The sequence below is a fragment of the Streptomyces sp. CB02414 genome, from assembly GCF_001905385.1.
Classification (GTDB): domain Bacteria; phylum Actinomycetota; class Actinomycetes; order Streptomycetales; family Streptomycetaceae; genus Streptomyces.
This window is the reverse complement of sequence record NZ_LIPF01000001.1, coordinates 436,165-453,490: the sequence shown is the minus strand read 5'-3', so window position 1 is coordinate 453,490 and position 17,326 is coordinate 436,165. Positions and strand designations below refer to the sequence as shown.

14 protein-coding genes are annotated in these 17,326 nt (G+C 72.8%); 4 read left to right on the top strand and 10 right to left on the bottom strand.

Annotation, left to right across the window (positions count from 1 at the left end):
• Positions 1 to 153: 153 nt before the first annotated feature.
• Positions 154 to 1,071: a TIGR01777 family oxidoreductase gene (locus AMK11_RS02070; protein ID WP_073722257.1), complete on the bottom strand. Its 918-nt coding sequence runs from the start codon at positions 1,069 to 1,071 to the stop codon at positions 154 to 156.
• Positions 1,072 to 1,142: 71 nt separating this feature from the next.
• Between AMK11_RS02070 and AMK11_RS02065 the strand changes: the two genes are divergently transcribed.
• Positions 1,143 to 1,637: a GNAT family N-acetyltransferase gene (locus tag AMK11_RS02065; RefSeq protein WP_073723864.1), complete on the top strand. Its 495-nt coding sequence runs from the start codon at positions 1,143 to 1,145 to the stop codon at positions 1,635 to 1,637.
• Between the two features lie 21 nt (positions 1,638 to 1,658).
• Here AMK11_RS02065 and AMK11_RS02060 read toward each other — a convergent pair whose 3' ends face one another.
• The gene (locus tag AMK11_RS02060; RefSeq protein WP_073722255.1) at positions 1,659 to 2,843 is read right to left on the bottom strand and encodes a MarP family serine protease; all 1,185 of its coding nucleotides are present in this window, start codon (positions 2,841 to 2,843) and stop codon (positions 1,659 to 1,661) included.
• A 275-nt stretch (positions 2,844 to 3,118) separates the two neighbouring features.
• On the opposite strand from AMK11_RS02060, the gene AMK11_RS02055 reads away from it, so the two are divergent.
• Positions 3,119 to 3,853, top strand: coding sequence for a peptidoglycan recognition protein family protein (locus AMK11_RS02055; protein ID WP_073723862.1), 735 nt, complete (start codon positions 3,119 to 3,121; stop codon positions 3,851 to 3,853).
• On the opposite strand, the gene AMK11_RS02050 is transcribed toward AMK11_RS02055, so the two are convergent.
• The 7 genes from AMK11_RS02050 to AMK11_RS02020 all read right to left on the bottom strand — a co-directional run bounded on the left by AMK11_RS02050 (position 3,854) and on the right by AMK11_RS02020 (position 14,666).
• A complete protein-coding gene (locus AMK11_RS02050) occupies positions 3,854 to 4,375 on the bottom strand; it encodes a DUF4240 domain-containing protein (RefSeq protein WP_073722252.1) in 522 nt (173 codons plus the stop codon).
• 263 nt (positions 4,376 to 4,638) lie between these two features.
• On the bottom strand, positions 4,639 to 5,634 hold the full coding sequence (locus AMK11_RS02045; protein WP_073722250.1) for a helix-turn-helix transcriptional regulator: 996 nt from the start codon (positions 5,632 to 5,634) through the stop codon (positions 4,639 to 4,641).
• Positions 5,635 to 5,708: 74 nt separating this feature from the next.
• The gene (gene aceE / locus AMK11_RS02040) at positions 5,709 to 8,411 is read right to left on the bottom strand and encodes a pyruvate dehydrogenase (acetyl-transferring), homodimeric type (protein ID WP_073722248.1); all 2,703 of its coding nucleotides are present in this window, start codon (positions 8,409 to 8,411) and stop codon (positions 5,709 to 5,711) included.
• Positions 8,412 to 8,785: 374 nt separating this feature from the next.
• Entirely contained in the window at positions 8,786 to 9,409 is a 624-nt protein-coding gene (locus tag AMK11_RS02035) for a GntR family transcriptional regulator (protein WP_073722246.1), read from the bottom strand.
• 208 nt (positions 9,410 to 9,617) lie between these two features.
• Complete coding sequence (gene sucB, locus AMK11_RS02030; protein ID WP_073722244.1) at positions 9,618 to 11,399, bottom strand: 2-oxoglutarate dehydrogenase, E2 component, dihydrolipoamide succinyltransferase; 1,782 nt, start codon at positions 11,397 to 11,399, stop codon at positions 9,618 to 9,620.
• A gap of 64 nt (positions 11,400 to 11,463) precedes the next feature.
• Positions 11,464 to 12,852 (bottom strand): dihydrolipoyl dehydrogenase, encoded by a 1,389-nt coding sequence (lpdA, locus tag AMK11_RS02025; RefSeq protein ID WP_073722242.1) that lies wholly within the window; start codon positions 12,850 to 12,852, stop codon positions 11,464 to 11,466.
• A 287-nt stretch (positions 12,853 to 13,139) separates the two neighbouring features.
• Positions 13,140 to 14,666: a leucyl aminopeptidase gene (locus AMK11_RS02020; RefSeq protein WP_073722240.1), complete on the bottom strand. Its 1,527-nt coding sequence runs from the start codon at positions 14,664 to 14,666 to the stop codon at positions 13,140 to 13,142.
• 240 nt (positions 14,667 to 14,906) lie between these two features.
• Here AMK11_RS02020 and AMK11_RS02015 point away from each other — a divergent pair, with 240 nt between their 5' ends.
• Positions 14,907 to 15,692, top strand: a complete 786-nt coding sequence (locus AMK11_RS02015) for an endo alpha-1,4 polygalactosaminidase (protein ID WP_073722238.1) — start codon at positions 14,907 to 14,909, stop codon at positions 15,690 to 15,692.
• Between the two features lie 2 nt (positions 15,693 to 15,694).
• Here AMK11_RS02015 and AMK11_RS02010 read toward each other — a convergent pair whose 3' ends face one another.
• Positions 15,695 to 16,480, bottom strand: coding sequence for an adenosylcobinamide-GDP ribazoletransferase (locus AMK11_RS02010; protein WP_073722203.1), 786 nt, complete (start codon positions 16,478 to 16,480; stop codon positions 15,695 to 15,697).
• A 60-nt stretch (positions 16,481 to 16,540) separates the two neighbouring features.
• Here AMK11_RS02010 and AMK11_RS02005 point away from each other — a divergent pair, with 60 nt between their 5' ends.
• Positions 16,541 to 17,278, top strand: coding sequence for a hypothetical protein (locus tag AMK11_RS02005; protein WP_073722201.1), 738 nt, complete (start codon positions 16,541 to 16,543; stop codon positions 17,276 to 17,278).
• Positions 17,279 to 17,326: the final 48 nt, after the last annotated feature.

Genomic DNA, 17,326 nt, shown 5'->3' with positions numbered 1-17,326 from the left:
TCGACACGAGGTTAGGACCGGAAACGGACAACGGGAATCGCACAGGGGTAGGGCACGGTCGCACACTGGTCGCATGTGGCGGCCAAATGGTGCTCGAACGGGCTCACACGGTCGTGAGTGGTCTCTCGCGGTCTCGTGCGCGGCGGCCGGCGCTCACACCGCCGCCCGGATCGCCCCGTCGATCTCCGGGAACGCGAAGCGGAAGCCCGACGCCAGCAGACGGTTCGGCAGGACCCGCGCGCTGCCCAGGACGTCGCCCGCCAGCTCGCCCAGCACCGCGCGCAGCACCGGCGACGGCACCGCGAACGGCGCCGGGCGGTGCAGCACCCGCCCCATCGCCACGGTGACCTCACGGTTCGTCACCGGACGCGGAGCCGTCAGATTGAACGGGCCGGACAGGTCGTCCCGGTCCAGCAGGTGCCGCAGCGCCGCCACCTCGTCGTGCAGGGACACGAAGGACCAGTACTGGGAGCCGTCGCCCAGCCGCCCGCCGAGCCCCGCCCGGAAGAGCGGGAAGAGCCGGCCCCACGCCCCGCCCCGGCGGGAGACGACCAGACCGGTCCGGGCGAACACCGTCCGTACGCCCGCGTGCCGGGCGGGCGCCGCGGCGGCCTCCCACTCCACGCACAGGGACGGCAGAAAACCCTCTCCCGCGGGCGCGTCCTCGTCCACCGGCCGGTCGCCGGTCTCCCCGTAGAAGCCGATCCCGCTGCCGTTCAGGAAGACCCGCGGCGGCTGCTCCATCGAGGCGACGGCCTCGGCCAGCGCCGTCGTGCCGTGCACCCGGCTGCTGCGGATACGCGTCTTGTACGCGTCGGTCCAGCGGCGGTCGCCCACCCCGGCGCCGGCCAGGTTGACCACGGCGTCGCACCCGGCGAGCCCGGCCGTGTCCACGCGTCCGCCCTCCGGGTCCCAGCGCACCTCGGCCGCGCCCCGGGGCGGCCGCCGTACCAGGCGTACCACCTCGTGGCCGTCCGCGGTCAGGGACCGCACCAGCGCGCCGCCGATCAGGCCGGACGCGCCGGCCACCGCGACCCGGGAACGCCCCGCGTCCTTGCGTCCATCGTCCATGCGCCCATCCTGCCGGGCGGCCCCGGAAATCGCTGGACCGGGCCGCGCGCCCGCGTCGTACAGTGACCGTCATGCCAGCCCCGCACATACGCCGCGCCAGGTCCGACGACGAGCAGCCGCTGCGCCGGATCGACCTCGAGACCTGGTCCCACCTGCACGCCGTCTCGCCCCCGCCGGGACCGGAGGACCCCTTCTTCCGCGACACCTGCGGGCCCGAGGCCCACCTGGTCGCCGAACTCGACGGCGCCGTCGCCGGCTACGTCCGCCTCGGCCTCCCCACGGAGCTGGCCTCCAACACTCACGTCCGCCAGATCCGCGGCCTCGCCGTCGCCGGCGTGGCCCGCGGCCACGGCGTGGGACGGGGCCTGGTCCGGGCCGCCGTCGAGGAGGCCCGCGAGAAGGGCTTCCGCCGCATCACCCTGCGGGTCCTCGGCCACAACACGGCCGCCCGCAAGCTCTACGAGTCGGAGGGCTTCGTCGTCGAAGGCGTGCAGCCCGAGGAGTTCCACCTCGACGGTCAGTACGTCGACGACGTGCTGATGGGGCAGATGCTGACCGGGGTCTGAGCGTCCACCCCCCGCGGCGGGTCAGGACGAGACCGGCTCGCCCGTGTCCACCGCCTCCGTCGCCTCCGCCGCGCGCCGGGCCTCGTCGGCCACCTCGTCCGCCGTCAGCACGTACCCGGTCCGGGCGTCGGAGGTGGAGCGGGCGAAGACCACGCCGTACACCCGGCCGTCGGTGGTGAGCAGCGGGCCGCCCGAGTTGCCGGGGCGGACCGTGGAGCGGATCGAGTAGATCTCGCGGGTGACGTTCGCGTCGCTGTAGATGTTCTGGCCGGTCGCCCGGATCCGGTTCGCCACCGTCGCCGCGCGCAGGTCCAGGTCGCCGTCCTGCGGATACCCGGCGACCACCGCCGCGTCGCCGCGCTCCGCGTCGTCGTCGAACCGCAGCGCGGGCGCGGACAGGTCCGGCACGTACAGCACGGCCACGTCCTCGGCCGGGTCGAAGAGCACCACCCGCGCCTCGTACGCCGGTCCCACCCCGCCGACGCGAACGGTCGGGTCGTCGATGCCGGCCACCACGTGGGCGTTGGTCATCACGTGCCGGGGTGCGTAGACGAAGCCGCTGCCCTCCCGGCCCTGGCTGCCGGCGACGCCCTCCACCTTCACCGTGCTGAGCTTGGCCGCGTTGGTGGCCGCGGCGGTGACACTGTCGCCGGAGGGTTCGGCGACCTGGGCGGTCGACTCGTTCTCGAAGGGGTTGAAGACCTGCGGGAACCCCGCCTCCGTCAGCGCGGACGTCGCCCTGGAGAACCATGCCGGAGTGGTGTCCGGCATCGCCCGGTGCACCGCGCCCAGCAGCGTCGAGTCACGGATCGCCGAGGTCAGCAGCGAGGACGAGGACGCCGCCAGGACGCTCGCCGCCACCCACGCCACGATCAGCGCGGCCGCGGCGTTGGCCAGCGCACCGCCGACCCCGTCGGCCACCCGCAACGGACCGGCGTCCAGCTCCCGGCGCAGCCGCAACGCCAGCCGTCCCGCCAGCTCGTGCCCCGCCGCCGCCGGCAGCAGCACCGTGATCACGGCCGTCACCGTCGCCGCCGTCGAGCCCGGCGACACCAGGTCCATCACCCACGGCAGGATCCACACGCCGACCACCGCGCCGCCCACGAAACCGGCCAGCGAGACACAGCCGGCCACCAGTCCGCGCCGGTAGCCGGAGGCCGCGTAGGCCAGCACCACCAGCACCAGCACGATGTCGAGCAGGTCCACGCGAGCCGCCTTTCTGCCGGACCCTCGGCCGGGTCCCGGAACCCTGAGTACGTGCCGGACGGGCCCCGTGATCAGCTGGGGTCAACCGGAAAACGTCGGGGACCGGGACGATGGTTCCACCAGGTGGCACAGCACACGTCGCGGGCGGACCCGATGCGCCGGACAGTGGGACCATGCGTGTCATCCGAGGACGGCGCGGGACCGGGCGACGGCGGCGTGGGGCTCCCATACCCGGCGTGGCCCGCGTGGCGCGCGGGGCGGCTCTGCCGGGCCCGGTGCCGGCGCTGCTCGCGTGCCTTCCCGGCCTCGCCGCCGTCGTCGCGCTGGCGCTGTGCGCGAACGGGGTGGAACGGGCCGCCGCCACGGGCCCCCGGCCGGCCGCCGCCGACCCGTACACCGCGCCCCGGCCACCCGTCGTGCCCCGCTCGGTCTGGCTGGGCGAAGCCGCCCGCGCACAGCCGCCGCCGCGCTACGACGACAAGGTCCTCGCCGTCTTCGTCCACCACACGGACACGCCGAACGGCTACGACTGCGCCGACGTGCCGGCCATCCTCCGCGGCGTGTACTCCGGCCAGACGGGCGGGCGGGACTGGGACGACATCGGCTACAACTTCGTCGTCGACCGCTGCGGCACCATCTACGAGGGTCGCGCCGGAGGCATCGACCGCGCCGTCACCGGCGCCCACACCCAGGGTTTCAACCACCGCACCACCGGCATCGCCGCCCTCGGCACCTTCACCGCCGGCGTGCCCGTGCCCGACGCGCTGACCGACGCGATCGCCGCGCTGGCCGCCTGGAAACTCGGCGGGACCGGCAGCGACCCCCGCGGCAAGGTCCGCCTGGTCTCCAGCAACGGCCTCAGCCGGTACGCCGCCGGCGCCACCGCCACCCTGCCCGCCGTCGCCGGCCACGACGAGGGCTACCAGACCAGTTGCCCGGGCGCGGCGCTGACGGCGCGCCTCCCGGACATCAGGGAAACCGCGGCCCGGCTCCAGGGCCGGCCCGGCTGATCAGTCCTGACCGAACCGCTCCCACAGGCGCGGGAACCGGGCGGCCACGGCCCGGTCGTCCTCCAGGTCGACCGGGGTGCCACGCGGCTCCGCCGGGGCGGGCGCGATGCCCAGGTCGGGGGCGACGGTGCCGGTGAGCTGCTCGTACGCCTCGTCGGCCGCGTAACCCAGCTCCTCACCGTCGCCGTCCAGCTCCTCGTCGAAGTCGTCCAGCAGCTCGGCGAGCGAGTCGGGCTCGTGCACCGCGCCCTCGTACACCTCGCGGCCCTGGCCGATCAGCCAGCAGCGGAAGTAGTCGAAGGCGTCGTCGCTCGCGCCGCCGAGCAGCACCCACGCGGCGCCCCACACGTCCCAGGTGCAGGCGCGGTTGTAGCGGGCCTCGAAATGGCGGGCGAAGTCCAGCACCAGGTCCGGGTCCAGCCCGAGGAGCCGCTCCACGAGCAGGTCGGCCTGGTCCTCGGGATCGCCGTCGGCGCCCTGCCGGGTGGCGTCGATCAGCTCCCAGAACTCCGTCTCGTCCATCACGGGTCCAGCATCGGGCCTGGGCGGGGGCGGCGCACGTGGAGTGTGGCGGATCGTTATGTGCCGGGGCCTCCGGCGGTGGGTGCGGGGTGCCTGCGGCGCCTGCGCGGGTTCGGTGGGGGTGCGGGTAGCGCGTTCGGTTGTGTGTGGGTCGGGGCCACGCCGGGGGGAGGGGGCCGTCCTCGGAACTGCGCGGAATCGGTCGGGTACGGGGGTGGGCGGTGTTGACGCGCCAACCGCTGCGGGCGGACAGCCTTACGCGGCTAGCCGTCCGTGCGGGGTGTGTACAACCTCGCCCACCGTTGTGCGTCCTGGGCGAACCGTTCCCGCAGCGCACTCGGCGCCAGTACTTCCGCCTCCGGGCCGAGTCCCCGGAGCTGCGTGTGCGCGACCTCCTCCGACTCCACCGGCAGCGTCACCGTCACCCATCCGTCCGCGTCGGGTGCCCCCGCGGTCTCCAGCGCCTCCCGGGCGGACAGCGCGTCGACGGCGTGCGGCAGGGCCCGTACGGCCCGGGGCGACAGCCGCAGTACGACCTCGGCCCGCAGGATCGACCGCGCGAACTGCTCCGCCCGCTCCGCCCAGAACGCGGGCAGGTCGAAGGACTCGTCCCGTTCGAAGCGCTCCTCGCTCGCCTCCGCGGCCGTGAAGCGGTCGATGCGGTAGACGCGGAACGGCCCGTCGCCCGTCGTCCGCGCGATCCGCGCGCACAGGTACCAGGCCCCGGCCTTCAGTACGAGACCGTACGGCTCCAGCTCGCGGGCGACCTCGTCCTCCCCGCGCCGGTAGCGCGCGGTGATCCGCCGGTCGTCCCAGACCGCGTCCGCGACCGCCGGCAGCAGCTCGGGTGTCCGGGGCTCCCGGAACCAGTTGGGCGCGTCCAGGTGGAACCGCTGGGCCGCTGTGCGGGAGGCGTCCCTCAGGGAGGGGAGCAGGGCCGCCGACACCTTCAGGCGGGCCGCCGAGGCGGCGTCCTCCAGGCCCATCTCGCGCAGCGCCCCCGGCACCCCGGACAGGAAGAGGGCTTCCGCCTCGCCTCGGGCGAGGCCGGTCAGCCGGGTGCGGTAGCCGCCGATCAGCCGGTAGCCGCCGGCCCGGCCCCGCTCGGCGTACACCGGCACGCCCGCCTCCGACAGCGCCTGCGCGTCCCGGGTCACGGTGCGCTCCGACACCTCCAGCTCGCGGGCCAGTTCGGCCGCGGTCATGGTGGGGCGGGACTGGAGGAGCAGCACCATCTTGATGAGGCGGGCAGCGCGCATCCCCACATGATGCAGGAGAAGGAGGCAGGCCCCCGCCGTGGGTGGCGGGGGCCTGCCTCCTCAGTGCCTGGGGCTCACAGGCCGTAGCGCTCGCGCGCCTCCTTCACGGCCGTCGCCTTGACCTCGCCGCGCTTGGCGAGCTGGGCCAGGGCCGCGACCACGATGGACTCGGCGTCGACGCCGAAGTGGCGGCGGGCGGCCTCACGGGTGTCCGACAGGCCGAAGCCGTCGGCGCCGAGCGACGAGTAGTCCTGCTCGACCCACTGCGCGATCTGGTCCGGGACCTGGCGCATGTAGTCGGAGACCGCGAGGACCGGGCCCTCGGCGCCCTGGAGCGCCTGGCGGACGTACGGCACCCGCTCCTCGCCGCGCAGCAGTGCCGCGTCGGCGTCCATGGCGTCCCGGCGCAGCTCCGTCCAGGAGGTCGCGGACCACACGTCGGCGGCCACACCCCACTCCTCGGTGAGCAGCTTCTGCGCCTTCAGCGCCCAGTGGATCGCCGTGCCGGAGCCCAGCAGCTGGATGCGCGGGGCGTTCGCGGCCGGGGTCAGGCCCGCGGACTCCGCCGTGTTGAAGCGGTACAGGCCCTTGACGATGCCCTCGTCGATACCGAGGCCGGACGGCTTGGCCGGCTGCGGCATCGGCTCGTTGTAGACCGTCAGGTAGTAGAAGACGTTCGGGTCCTCGCCCGGGGCGGCCTCGCCGTACATCCGGCGCAGACCGTCCTTGACGATCGCCGCGACCTCGTAGGCGAAGGCCGGGTCGTACGTCAGAGCGGCCGGGTTGGTCGCCGCGATGGCGGGGGAGTGGCCGTCCGCGTGCTGGAGGCCCTCACCGGTCAGCGTGGTGCGGCCCGCGGTGGCACCGACCAGGAAGCCGCGGCCGAGCTGGTCGCCGAGCTGCCACATCTGGTCGGCCGTGCGCTGCCAGCCGAACATCGAGTAGAAGATGTAGAACGGGATCATCGCCTCGCCGTGCGTCGCGTACGCGGTGGACGCGGCGATGAAGTCGGCCATCGAGCCGGCCTCGGTGATGCCCTCGTTGAGGATCTGGCCGTTCTTGGCTTCCTTGTAGTACATCAGCTGGTCGCGGTCGACCGGCTCGTACGTCTGGCCCTTGGGCGAGTAGATGCCCAGGGACGGGAAGAGGCTCTCCATGCCGAAGGTGCGCGCCTCGTCGGGGACGATCGGCACCCAGCGCTTGCCCGTCTCCTTGTCGCGGACCAGGTCCTTGACGAGGCGGACGAAGGCCATGGTGGTGGCCACGCTCTGCGAGCCGGAACCCTTGTCGAAGGAGGCGAACGCCTTCTCGGCGGGCGCGGGCAGCGGCGCGAGGGGGTGCACGCGGCGGGCCGGGGCGGGACCGCCGAGGGCCGCCCGGCGCTCCTGGAGGTAGCGGACCTCGGGGGAGTCGGCGCCCGGGTGGCCGTAGGGGACCACGCCGTCGGTGAAGTCGCTGTCCTTGATCGGCAGGCCGAGCAGGTCGCGCATGTCCTTGAACTCGTCCACCGAGAGCTTCTTCATCTGGTGGTTGGCGTTCTTGGACGCGAAGCCGGTGCCGAGGGTGTGGCCCTTGACCGTCTGGGCCAGGATCACGGTCGGCGCGCCCTTGTGGGCGAGCGCGGCGCGGTAGGCGGCGTAGACCTTGCGGGACTCGTGACCGCCGCGCGAGTAGTGGAAGCACTCGAGGATCTTGTCGTCGGACAGCAGCTTCGCCATCTCGGCGAGCTGCGGGTCCTTGTTGAAGAAGTCCTCGCGGATGTAGGCGGCGTCGCGGGTCTGGTACGTCTGGACCTGCGCGTCGGGTACCTCGCGCAGGCGGCGTACGAGGGCGCCGGTGGTGTCGAGCTGGAACAGCTCGTCCCAGGCGGTGCCCCACAGCGACTTCACGACGTTCCAGCCGGCGCCGCGGAACTGGGCCTCCAGCTCCTGCACGATCTTGAAGTTGGCGCGGACCGGACCGTCGAGGCGCTGCAGGTTGCAGTTGATGACGAAGGTCAGGTTGTCCAGGCCCTCGCGGGAGGCGAGGGTGAGCGCGGTGGTGGACTCCGGCTCGTCCATCTCGCCGTCGCCGAGGAACGCCCACACGTGGGAGTTGCTCAGGTCCTTGATGCCGCGGCTGGTCAGGTAGCGGTTGAAGCGCGCCTGGTAGATCGCGGAGATCGGGCCGAGGCCCATGGAGACGGTGGGGAACTCCCACAGCCAGGGCAGACGGCGCGGGTGCGGGTAGGAGGGCAGGCCGTTGCCGCCGGACTCGCGGCGGAAGTTGTCGAGCTGCTCCTCGTTCAGGCGGCCGTCGAGGAAGGCGCGGGCGTAGATGCCGGGGGAGGCGTGGCCCTGGACGTAGAGCTGGTCGCCGGAGCCGTCACCCTCCTTGCCCTTGAAGAAGTGGTTGAAGCCGGTCTCGTACAGCCAGGCCGCGGAGGCGAAGGTGGCGATGTGGCCGCCGACGCCGTACTTGCTGCCGCGGGTGACCATCGCCGCCGCGTTCCAGCGGTTCCAGGCGGTGATCCGCTGCTCCATCGCCTCGTCGCCGTCAACGGCGGGTTCGGCGGAGGTGGGGATGGTGTTGACGTAGTCCGTCTCGAGGAGCTTCGGCAGGGCGAGGCCGGCGCCCTCGGCGCGCTCCAGTGTGCGGCGCATCAGGTACGCGGCACGGTGCGGCCCGGCCGCCTTGGTGACGGCGTCCAGGGAGGCCTGCCATTCGGCGGTCTCCTCAGGGTCGCGGTCCGGGAGCTGGTCGAGCTCGCTCGGCTGGATGGCTTTGGGGTCGGTCATGTCGCCGCCTTCCTCAGTCGAAGGGGGTTCCCTCATCGGTAAGGGGATCGGGGGTGCCCTTGGTCTTTGGCAGGACAGGGCTGGGCTTGGGTGCAAGCCCGTCCGTGACTGTAACTCCCTGATCGATGATCGATCAAAGGGTTGAGGGGCAAAACCTCTTGATTACGAGAAAGTCGGCACGGGGTGCCTTCGGCGATGGCACGGAGTGACCTTGAAGTTGGGGGTTTGTGCAGGTGAGCGCGGTGGAGCTCGGGTGGTTGCGGGGTGTCTGGCGGGTGCGGGTGCGTCGTGGCTGATCGCGCCCACGCGGCGGAGCCGCATATCGATACAGCCCCGCGCCCCTTCAGGGGCGCGGGGAACTGCGCGAACGGGGGTCAGGCCCGGGGCGCGCAGCCCAGGACGTGGGCCTTCACGATCTCCGGAATCCGAGGGTCCCGGCGGCGGAACGCCGCGACCAGCTCCTCGTGCTCCTCCGCGTACGACTGCTGCACCGTCCCCAGCCACCGTATCGACAGCGCCGTGAACACCTCGATGCCCAGCCCCTCCCAGGTGTGCAGCAGCACCGAGTTGCCCGCCGCCCGCACCAGCTCCCGGTGGAAGCCCACCGTGTGCCGTACCTGCGCCGTCCCGTCGGAGGCCCGGTCGGCCTCGTACAGCGCGGCGACGTGCGGGTCGAGGGCCGAGCAGTCCACCGCCAGCCGGTCCGCCGCCAGCTCCGCCGCGATCGCCTCCAGGCCGGCCCGGACGGGGTAGCTCTCCTCCAGGTCCGCCGCGGTCAGGTTCCGCACCCGCACGCCCTTGTTCGGCGCCGACTCGATCAGCCGCAGCGACTCCAGCTCGCGCAGCGCCTCGCGCACCGGCGTCTGGCTGACCTCCAGCTCCGTGGCGATCCGCCGCTCCACGATCCGCTCGCCCGGCTGCCAGCGTCCGCTGATGATCCCTTCCAGGATGTGCTCGCGGATCTGTTCGCGCAGCGAGTGGACGACGGGCGCGGTCATGAGAGCTCCTTCGGGAGGGTCCCCTTCGGACCCCGGGGGCGTTTGACGCTTAGACAATACGGCTGACGGGGCCGGCGGGAAGGGCGCACGGGGGCGCTTTTACGCAGGTGAGACGAGACTTACACAGCGTGCCGACGCCGGAACGCGACGGTGCCCCCGTCCGGAGAGCTCCGGGCGGGGGCACCGTACAGGCCCACTGGCAGGGGAATTACAGGCCGAGCTCGACCTCGAACTCGCCCGCCTCCAGGATCGCCTTGACCGCCGTCAGGTAGCGGGCGGCGTCGGCGCCGTCCACCAGGCGGTGGTCGTAGGACAGGGTCAGGTACGTCATGTCGCGGACGCCGATGACCGGGCCGTCCTCCGTCTCGATGACGGCCGGACGCTTGACCGTGGCACCGATGCCGAGGATGGCGACCTGGCCCGGCGGCACGATGATCGTGTCGAACAGCGCGCCGCGCGAACCGGTGTTGGAGATGGTGAAGGTCGCGCCGGCCAGCTCGTCCGGGCTGATCTTGCTGGCCCGGACCTTGCCCGCCAGGTCGGCGGTCGCCTTGGCGATGCCGGCCAGGTTGAGGTCACCGGCGTTCTTGATGACCGGGGTCATCAGGCCCTTCTCGGAGTCCACCGCGATACCGATGTTCTCGGTGTCGAAGTAGGTGATGGTCCCCTCGGCCTCGTTGATCTTGGCGTTGACCGGCGCGTGCGCCTTCAGCGCCTGGGCCGCGGCCTTGACGAAGAACGGCATCGGCGAGAGCTTGACGCCCTCACGCGCCGCGAACGCGTCCTTGGCGCGGGCGCGCAGCTTCATCAGGCGGGTGACGTCGACCTCGACGACCGACGACAGCTGGGCCTGCTCGTGCAGGGCCTTGACCATGTTGTCGCCGATGACCTTGCGGATGCGCGGCATCTTCACGGTCTGGCCGCGGAGCGGGGAGGCCTCCAGGGTGGGGGCCTTCTTCGCGGCGGCGGCCGGGGCGGCGGCGGCCGGAGCCGGCGCGGCGGCCTTCGCGGCCTCGGCGGCGGCGACGACGTCCTGCTTGCGGATGCGGCCGCCGACGCCGGTGCCCTTGACGGTGGACAGGTCGACGCCGTTCTCGGCGGCGAGCTTGCGCACCAGCGGGGTGACGTAGGCGCCGTCGTCCACCGGCTGGGCGGCGGCCGGGGCTGCCGGGGCGGCGGCCGGGGCCGGCGCGGGTGCCGGGGCGGACGGGACCGGGTCGGGCGCCGGGGTGGTCTGCTGCTGCGGAGCCGGGGCCGTGGGGGCCTGCGGAGCCGGAGCGGCGGGAGCGGCCGGGGCCGGGGCCGGGGTGGGCTCGGGCTGGGCCGGGGCGGCCGGGGCCTCCTGCGCGGGGGCGGGGGCCGGAGCGGCACCGGCCTCGCCGATGACAGCGAGCTTGGCGCCGACCTCGGCGGTCTCGTCCTCGCCGACCACGATCTCCAGCAGGGTGCCGGAGGCCGGGGCGGGGATCTCGGTGTCGACCTTGTCGGTGGACACCTCCAGCAGCGGCTCGTCGGCCTCGACCGAGTCGCCGACCGACTTCAGCCAGCGGGTGACGGTGCCCTCGGTGACGGACTCGCCGAGCGCGGGCAGGACCACGTCCGTGCCCTCGGCGGAGCCGCCGGCGGCGGCCTCGGCGGTGGGAGCGGGCGCCGGGGCGGCCTGCTCGGTGGACGGGGCGGCCGGGGCGGGCTCGGGGGCCGGCTCGGCGACCTGCTCGGCCTGCGGGGCCTGCTCGGCGGCCGGGGCGCCGGTGCCGTCGTCGATCAGCGCCAGCTCGGCGCCGACCTCGACGGTCTCGTCCTCGGCGACCTTGATGGAGGACAGCACGCCGGAGGCGGGCGCCGGGATCTCGGTGTCGACCTTGTCGGTCGAGACCTCGAGCAACGGCTCGTCGGCCTCGACACGCTCACCCTCGGCCTTCAGCCAACGGGTGACGGTGCCCTCGGTGACGCTCTCGCCGAGCGCCGGAAGGGTTACGGAAACCGCCATGGTTTCGGTTGCTCCTTACGAAATTGCGGAAGTCTGTGTCGTCGCGCCCAGTGACCGAGGGAGGTCAGTCGTGGGAGTGCAGCGGCTTGCCGGCCAGCGCCAGGTGCGCCTCGCCCATCGCCTCGTTCTGCGTCGGGTGGGCGTGCACCAGCTGGGCCACCTCGGCCGGCAGCGCCTCCCAGTTGTAGATCAGCTGGGCCTCGCCGACCTGCTCGCCCATGCGGTCGCCGACCATGTGGACGCCGACCACGGCACCGTCCTTGACCTGGACGAGCTTGATCTCGCCCGTGGTCTTCAGGATCTTGCTCTTGCCGTTGCCCGCCAGGTTGTACTTCAGGGCGACGACCTTGTCCGCACCGTAGATCTCCTTGGCCTTGGCCTCGGTGATGCCCACGGAGGCGACCTCGGGGTGGCAGTACGTCACCCGCGGCACGCCGTCGTAGTCGACCGGGACGGTCTTCAGGCCGGCCAGCCGCTCCGCCACCAGCATGCCCTCGGCGAAGCCGACGTGCGCGAGCTGGAGGGTCGGGACGAGGTCACCGACGGCGGAGATCGTCGGGACGTTGGTCCGCATGTACTCGTCGACGAGGACGAAACCGCGGTCCATGGCGACCCCGGCCTCCTCGTAGCCCAGGCCCTGCGAGACCGGGCCGCGGCCGATGGCGACGAGCAGGACCTCGGCCTCGAAGGACTTGCCGTCGGCCAGGGTGACCTTGACGCCGTCCTGGGTGTACTCGGCCTTCTCGAAGAAGGTGCCCAGGTTGAACTTGATGCCCCGCTTGCGGAAGGCGCGCTCCAGCAGCTTGGAGCTGTTCTCGTCCTCGACCGGCACGAGGTGCTTGAGGCCCTCGACGATCGTGACGTCGGTGCCGAAGGACTTCCACGCGGAGGCGAACTCGACGCCGATGACGCCGCCGCCCAGGACGATCGCGGACTTCGGCACGCGGTCGAGCTTGAGGGCGTGGTCGGAGGAGATGATCCGGTCGCCGTCGATCTCCAGGCCCGGCAGCGACTTCGGCACGGAGCCGGTCGCCAGCAGGATGTGGCGGCCCTGGACGCGCTGACCGTTCACATCCACGGAGGTCGGGGAGGACAGGCGGCCCTCACCCTCGATGTAGGTCACCTTGCGCGAGGCGATCAGACCCTGCAGGCCCTTGTACAGGCCCGAGATCACGTCGTCCTTGTACTTGTGCACGGCGGCCACGTCGATGCCCTCGAACGTGGCCTTCACGCCGAACTGCTCGCTCTCGCGGGCCTGGTCGGCGATCTCGCCCGCGTGCAGCAGGGCCTTGGTGGGGATGCACCCCTTGTGCAGGCAGGTACCGCCGACCTTGTCCTTCTCGATCAGGGCGACGTCCAGGCCCAGCTGCGCCCCGCGCAGGGCCGCGGCGTAACCACCGCTGCCACCGCCGAGGATCACTAGGTCGAAAACGGTGCTGGCGTCGTTCGCCACGTCACGTCCTCCATGCATGTGCGCCACGCCGGTCTCCAGTGACCGGTCGGCGGCTGGTGTCCGGCCGCTCTTTGTTCTCGGCCCTTAGGTGGGGGCCCTGTCCTGCCGAGCCCCATCTTCGCACTTGTAGGGGGCCGACGAGACGTGGGGCCGGTGTGTGAGACGCCCCACGTTCACTTGTAGCGAAGGGAGCGGAGACGCCGTCAGGGGCGCGGGGAACTGCGCGACCAGCCACAACGGACCCGCAGCCGCACAAACCACCCGCACCCCCGACCCATCAGGCGCCCCTAGCCCAAATCACCCGCGGCCGCCAGCTCGGCAACCCGCACCAGCGTCCGCACGGCCGTCCCCGTACCGCCCTTCGGCGTGTACCCGAACGGCCCGCCCTCGTTGAACGCCGGACCCGCGATGTCCAGGTGCGCCCACGCGATGCCCTCGCCCACGAACTCGCGCAGGAACAGACCGGCCACCAGACCGCCGCCCATCCGCTCGCCCATGTTGGCGATGTCCGCGGTCGGCGAGTCCATGCCCTTGCGCAGGTGCTCCGGGAGCGGCATCGGCCACGCCGGCTCGCCGACCTCCTCCGACGCCTCGTGCACCGCGGAGCGGAACGCGTCGTCGTTCGCCATGATCCCGTACGTCCGGCTGCCCAGCGCCAGCATCATCGCGCCGGTCAGCGTCGCCACGTCGATGATCGCGTCCGGCTTATCCTGCGAGGCCGCCCACAGCGCGTCGGCGAGCACGAGCCGGCCCTCGGCGTCGGTGTTGAGCACCTCCACCGTCTTGCCGCTGTACATGCGCAGCACGTCACCCGGGCGGGTGGCGGAGCCCGACGGCATGTTCTCGGCCAGCGCCAGCCAGCCGGTCACGTTGACCTCCAGGCCCAGGCGCGCGGCGGCGACGACCGCGGCGAACACGGCGGCGGCACCGCTCATGTCGCACTTCATCGTCTCGTTGTGACCGGCCGGCTTCAGCGAGATGCCGCCCGAGTCGTAGGTGATGCCCTTGCCGACGAAGGCGAGCGACTTCGTCGCCTTGGCCGAGGTGTACGACAGCTTCACCAGCCGCGGGCCGGCCGCCGAACCGGCGCCGACGCCGAGGATGCCGCCGTAGCCGCCCTTGGTGAGCGCCTTCTCGTCGAGCACCTGCACCTTGATGCCGTGCTCCTTCGCGGCGGCCTGCGCCACCGCGGCGAACGCCTCGGGGTTGAGGTCGTTCGGCGGCGTGTTGATCAGGTCGCGGGCGCGGTTCAGCTCCTCGGAGACGGCCGCGGCACGCTCGATCGCCGCCTTGTACGCCTTGTCGCGGGGCTTGCCGCCCAGCAGCGCCGCCTCCGCCAGCGGGGCCTTGCCGTTCTTGGCCTTCGCGTCCTTGCCGGTCTCCTTGTAGGCGTCGAAGGAGTACGCGCCGAGCAGCACGCCCTCACCGACGGCGCCGGCGTCGGCGGCCTCGGTGAGCGGCAGGGCGAAGGCGGCCTTCTTGGAGCCGGCGAGCGCGCGGGCGGCCACACCGGCGGCCCGGCGCAGCGCCTCGGCGTCGAACCCGGCGTCCTTCTCGGGCTCGGCGCCCAGGCCCACCGCCACCACGACGGGTGCCTTGAAGCCGGACGGCGCGGGCAGCTTCGTCACCTCGCCCTCGGCGCCCGAGGCACCGAGGGTCTCCAGGACGCCGGCGAGCCGGCCGTCGTACGCCTTGTCCACGGCCTCGGCGCCCGGTGCGACGACCGGTCCCTTGGCGCCCTTGGCGACACCGATCACGATCGCGTCGGCCCGCAGGCCGGGCGCCGCGGCGGTGGAGAGAGTGAGAGCAGTCACGGTGGTGAATTCTCGCTTCCGTATGAAGTCCTGTGCGGCCGAATGCGGGTGGGTCGACCGGGCCCGACAACCGACCCTAGATCCCTCCTGCGATGCGGTCCTTACCTGGGCAGGCAAACACCCGGCACGAGCCTACGCTCGCGCCCGCGTCCGCTCCCTCCCGCGCCCCGCGTTTCCCGTGCCGCCGGGGCGTACGCGATCATTACTGGCCACGCCACCCCCACCCCTGGAGCACGCGCCATGAGACGCCCGGTCCTGCTGTCGGCCCTTCTCCTGCTGCTCGCGGGCTGCTCCTCGGCGTCCCCCGACGGCGGGCGGGACGACGCCGGTCACTGGCAGCCGCGTCCCGGCACCGCCTGGCAGTGGCAGCTCAGCGGCAAGCTGGACACCTCCGTCGACGTACCGGTCTACGACATCGACGGCTTCGACCACACCGGGGCCACGGTCGCCGGGCTGCACGACGACGGCCGCAAGGTCATCTGCTACCTCTCCACCGGCGCCTGGGAGGATTTCCGCCCGGACGCCGGGAAGTTCCCGGAGTCGGTGCTGGGCGAGGGCAACGGCTGGGAGGGCGAGCGGTGGCTGGACATCCGTGAGACCGACGTCCTCGAACCGCTGATGGCCGAGCGGATCGACATGTGCCGCGACAAGGGCTTCGACGCGGTCGAGCCGGACAACATGGACGGCTACAAGAACGACACCGGCTTCCCGCTCACCGCCGACGACCAGCTCCGCTACAACCGGCTGATCGCGAAGCTCGCCCACGAGCGGGGCATGGCCGTCGGCCTGAAGAACGACCTGGACCAGATCCCCGAGCTGGTCGACGACTTCGACTTCGCGGTCAACGAGCAGTGCGCCCAGTACGGCGAGTGCGCCGACAACAAGCCGTTCGTCGACGCGGACAAGGCGGTCTTCCACGTCGAGTACGAGCTGCCGACGGAGCGGTTCTGCGCCGGGTCGCGGGAGCTGGGGCTGAGTTCGATGCCGAAGAAGTACGAGCTGGGGGTGTGGCGGGAGGCCTGCTGAGGTCAGCCGAGGACCAGTACGACGAGGGCGGTGGTGGCCGCCGTCTCCGCGACCGCGCCGAAGACGTCGCCGGTGACCCCGCCGAAGCGGCGGACGCAGTGGCGCAGGAGGAGTTCCGCGACGGCGCCGGCGCACAGTACGGCGAGCGCCGCACGGACCGCGTCGTACGGGCCGGAGAGCGCGCCGGCCGCCGCCGCTGAGGCCGCCGTGACGGCGGCGGTGGCCGCGAGCGCGCCACCCGGCGGCACCGCCCCCGCGACCGCCGCGCCCAGGCCCTCGGGGCGGGCGGCGGGCACGCCGGTGCGGGCGGCGAGGGTCAGCGCCAGCCGGGCGGCGGTCGCGGAGACCACGGCGGCGAGCGCGCCGTGCGCCCAGGACGCGTCGTAGGCCTGCGTCAGCGCGGCCACCTGGGCCAGCAGCACGAAGAGCAGCGTGAGCACGCCGAACGGGCCGATGTCCGACTGCTTCATGATCCGCAGCGCGTCCTCGGCGGGCTTGCCGCTGCCGAGTCCGTCCGCGGTGTCGGCCAGTCCGTCCAGGTGCAGGCCGCGGGTGAGCACGGCGGGTACGGCGGCGGTGGCGACGGCGGCGAGCAGGGTGCCCGCGCCGAGGAGCAGCAGCAGGAGCCCGGCCGCGGCGGCCGTGACGCCGACGGCCAGGCCGGCCAGCGGCGCGCACAGCATGCCGGCGCGGGCCGCCTCGCGGTCCCAGCGGGTCACCTCGACCGGGAACACGGTGAGGGTGCCGAAGGCGAAGCGGAGGCCGTCGGGGGAGGGGGTCCTGAGCACCGGCGCAGACTACCCGGCGGTCGGGAGGGCGTCGGCGCCGACCGGGGATAAAGTGCGCATATGGGAGATTGGTGGCAGCGCAACATCATGGAACCCGGGAAGCTGCCGCTGCTCCTCGCCCTGGGTGCCTTTGTGCTGACGTTCCTGATCACGCGGGTGATCACCCGGCTCATCCGGGCGGGCAAGGGCCCCTTCGGCAACGTCGAGGCGGGCGGGGTGCACGTGCATCACGTCGTTCCGGGGGTCGTCCTCACCGTGGTCGGCGGTTTCGCCGCCGTCGCCGGGGGCCGACACGGGTTCGGCTCCGCGCTGGCGGCGGTCGTCTTCGGGGTCGGGGCGGGGCTGGTGCTGGACGAGTTCGCGCTGATCCTGCATCTCGACGACGTGTACTGGAGCGAGGCGGGGCGCAAGAGCGTGGAGGCCGTGGTGCTCACGGCGGCGCTGGTGGGGCTGGTCCTCGCCGGGTTCACGCCGTTCGGTGTCGACGGCATGTCCCAGGACGAGTTGCAGGACCGTGCGAACGTCATCGCGACCGTCGCGGGGAACTTCTTCTTCTCCCTCCTGGCCCTGGCCAAGGGCAAGGCGCGGCTCGCGGTCTTCGGGGTGATCGTGCCGCTCGTCGCCCTGATCGGCGCGGTCCGCCTGGCGCGGCCCGGCTCGCTGTGGGCCCGCCGCTTCTACGCCCGCCGGCCGCAGGCCCGCGCCAAGTCCCACCTGCGGGCCTACCGCCACGACCGCCGCTGGTCCGGTCCGCGCCGGGCGGTGCAGGACTGGATCGGGGGGCGGCCGGATGTGTAGGCCTCCGGCGGTTCAACGGGTGCCTGCGGCGCCGCTGCGGCTTCGGGG

Excerpts from the sequence above, each read along its gene's own strand:
- AMK11_RS02070 (WP_073722257.1), bottom strand. The coding sequence starts at position 1,071 with ATGGACGATGGACGCAAGGACGCGGGGCGTTCCCGGGTCGCGGTGGCC.
- AMK11_RS02065 (WP_073723864.1), top strand. The coding sequence starts at position 1,143 with ATGCCAGCCCCGCACATACGCCGCGCCAGGTCCGACGACGAGCAGCCG.
- AMK11_RS02050 (WP_073722252.1), bottom strand. The coding sequence starts at position 4,375 with ATGGACGAGACGGAGTTCTGGGAGCTGATCGACGCCACCCGGCAGGGC.
- AMK11_RS02045 (WP_073722250.1), bottom strand. The coding sequence starts at position 5,634 with ATGCGCGCTGCCCGCCTCATCAAGATGGTGCTGCTCCTCCAGTCCCGC.
- aceE (WP_073722248.1), bottom strand. The coding sequence starts at position 8,411 with ATGACCGACCCCAAAGCCATCCAGCCGAGCGAGCTCGACCAGCTCCCG.
- AMK11_RS02035 (WP_073722246.1), bottom strand. The coding sequence starts at position 9,409 with ATGACCGCGCCCGTCGTCCACTCGCTGCGCGAACAGATCCGCGAGCAC.
- sucB (WP_073722244.1), bottom strand. The coding sequence starts at position 11,399 with ATGGCGGTTTCCGTAACCCTTCCGGCGCTCGGCGAGAGCGTCACCGAG.
- AMK11_RS02015 (WP_073722238.1), top strand. The coding sequence starts at position 14,907 with ATGAGACGCCCGGTCCTGCTGTCGGCCCTTCTCCTGCTGCTCGCGGGC.
- AMK11_RS02005 (WP_073722201.1), top strand. The coding sequence starts at position 16,541 with ATGGGAGATTGGTGGCAGCGCAACATCATGGAACCCGGGAAGCTGCCG.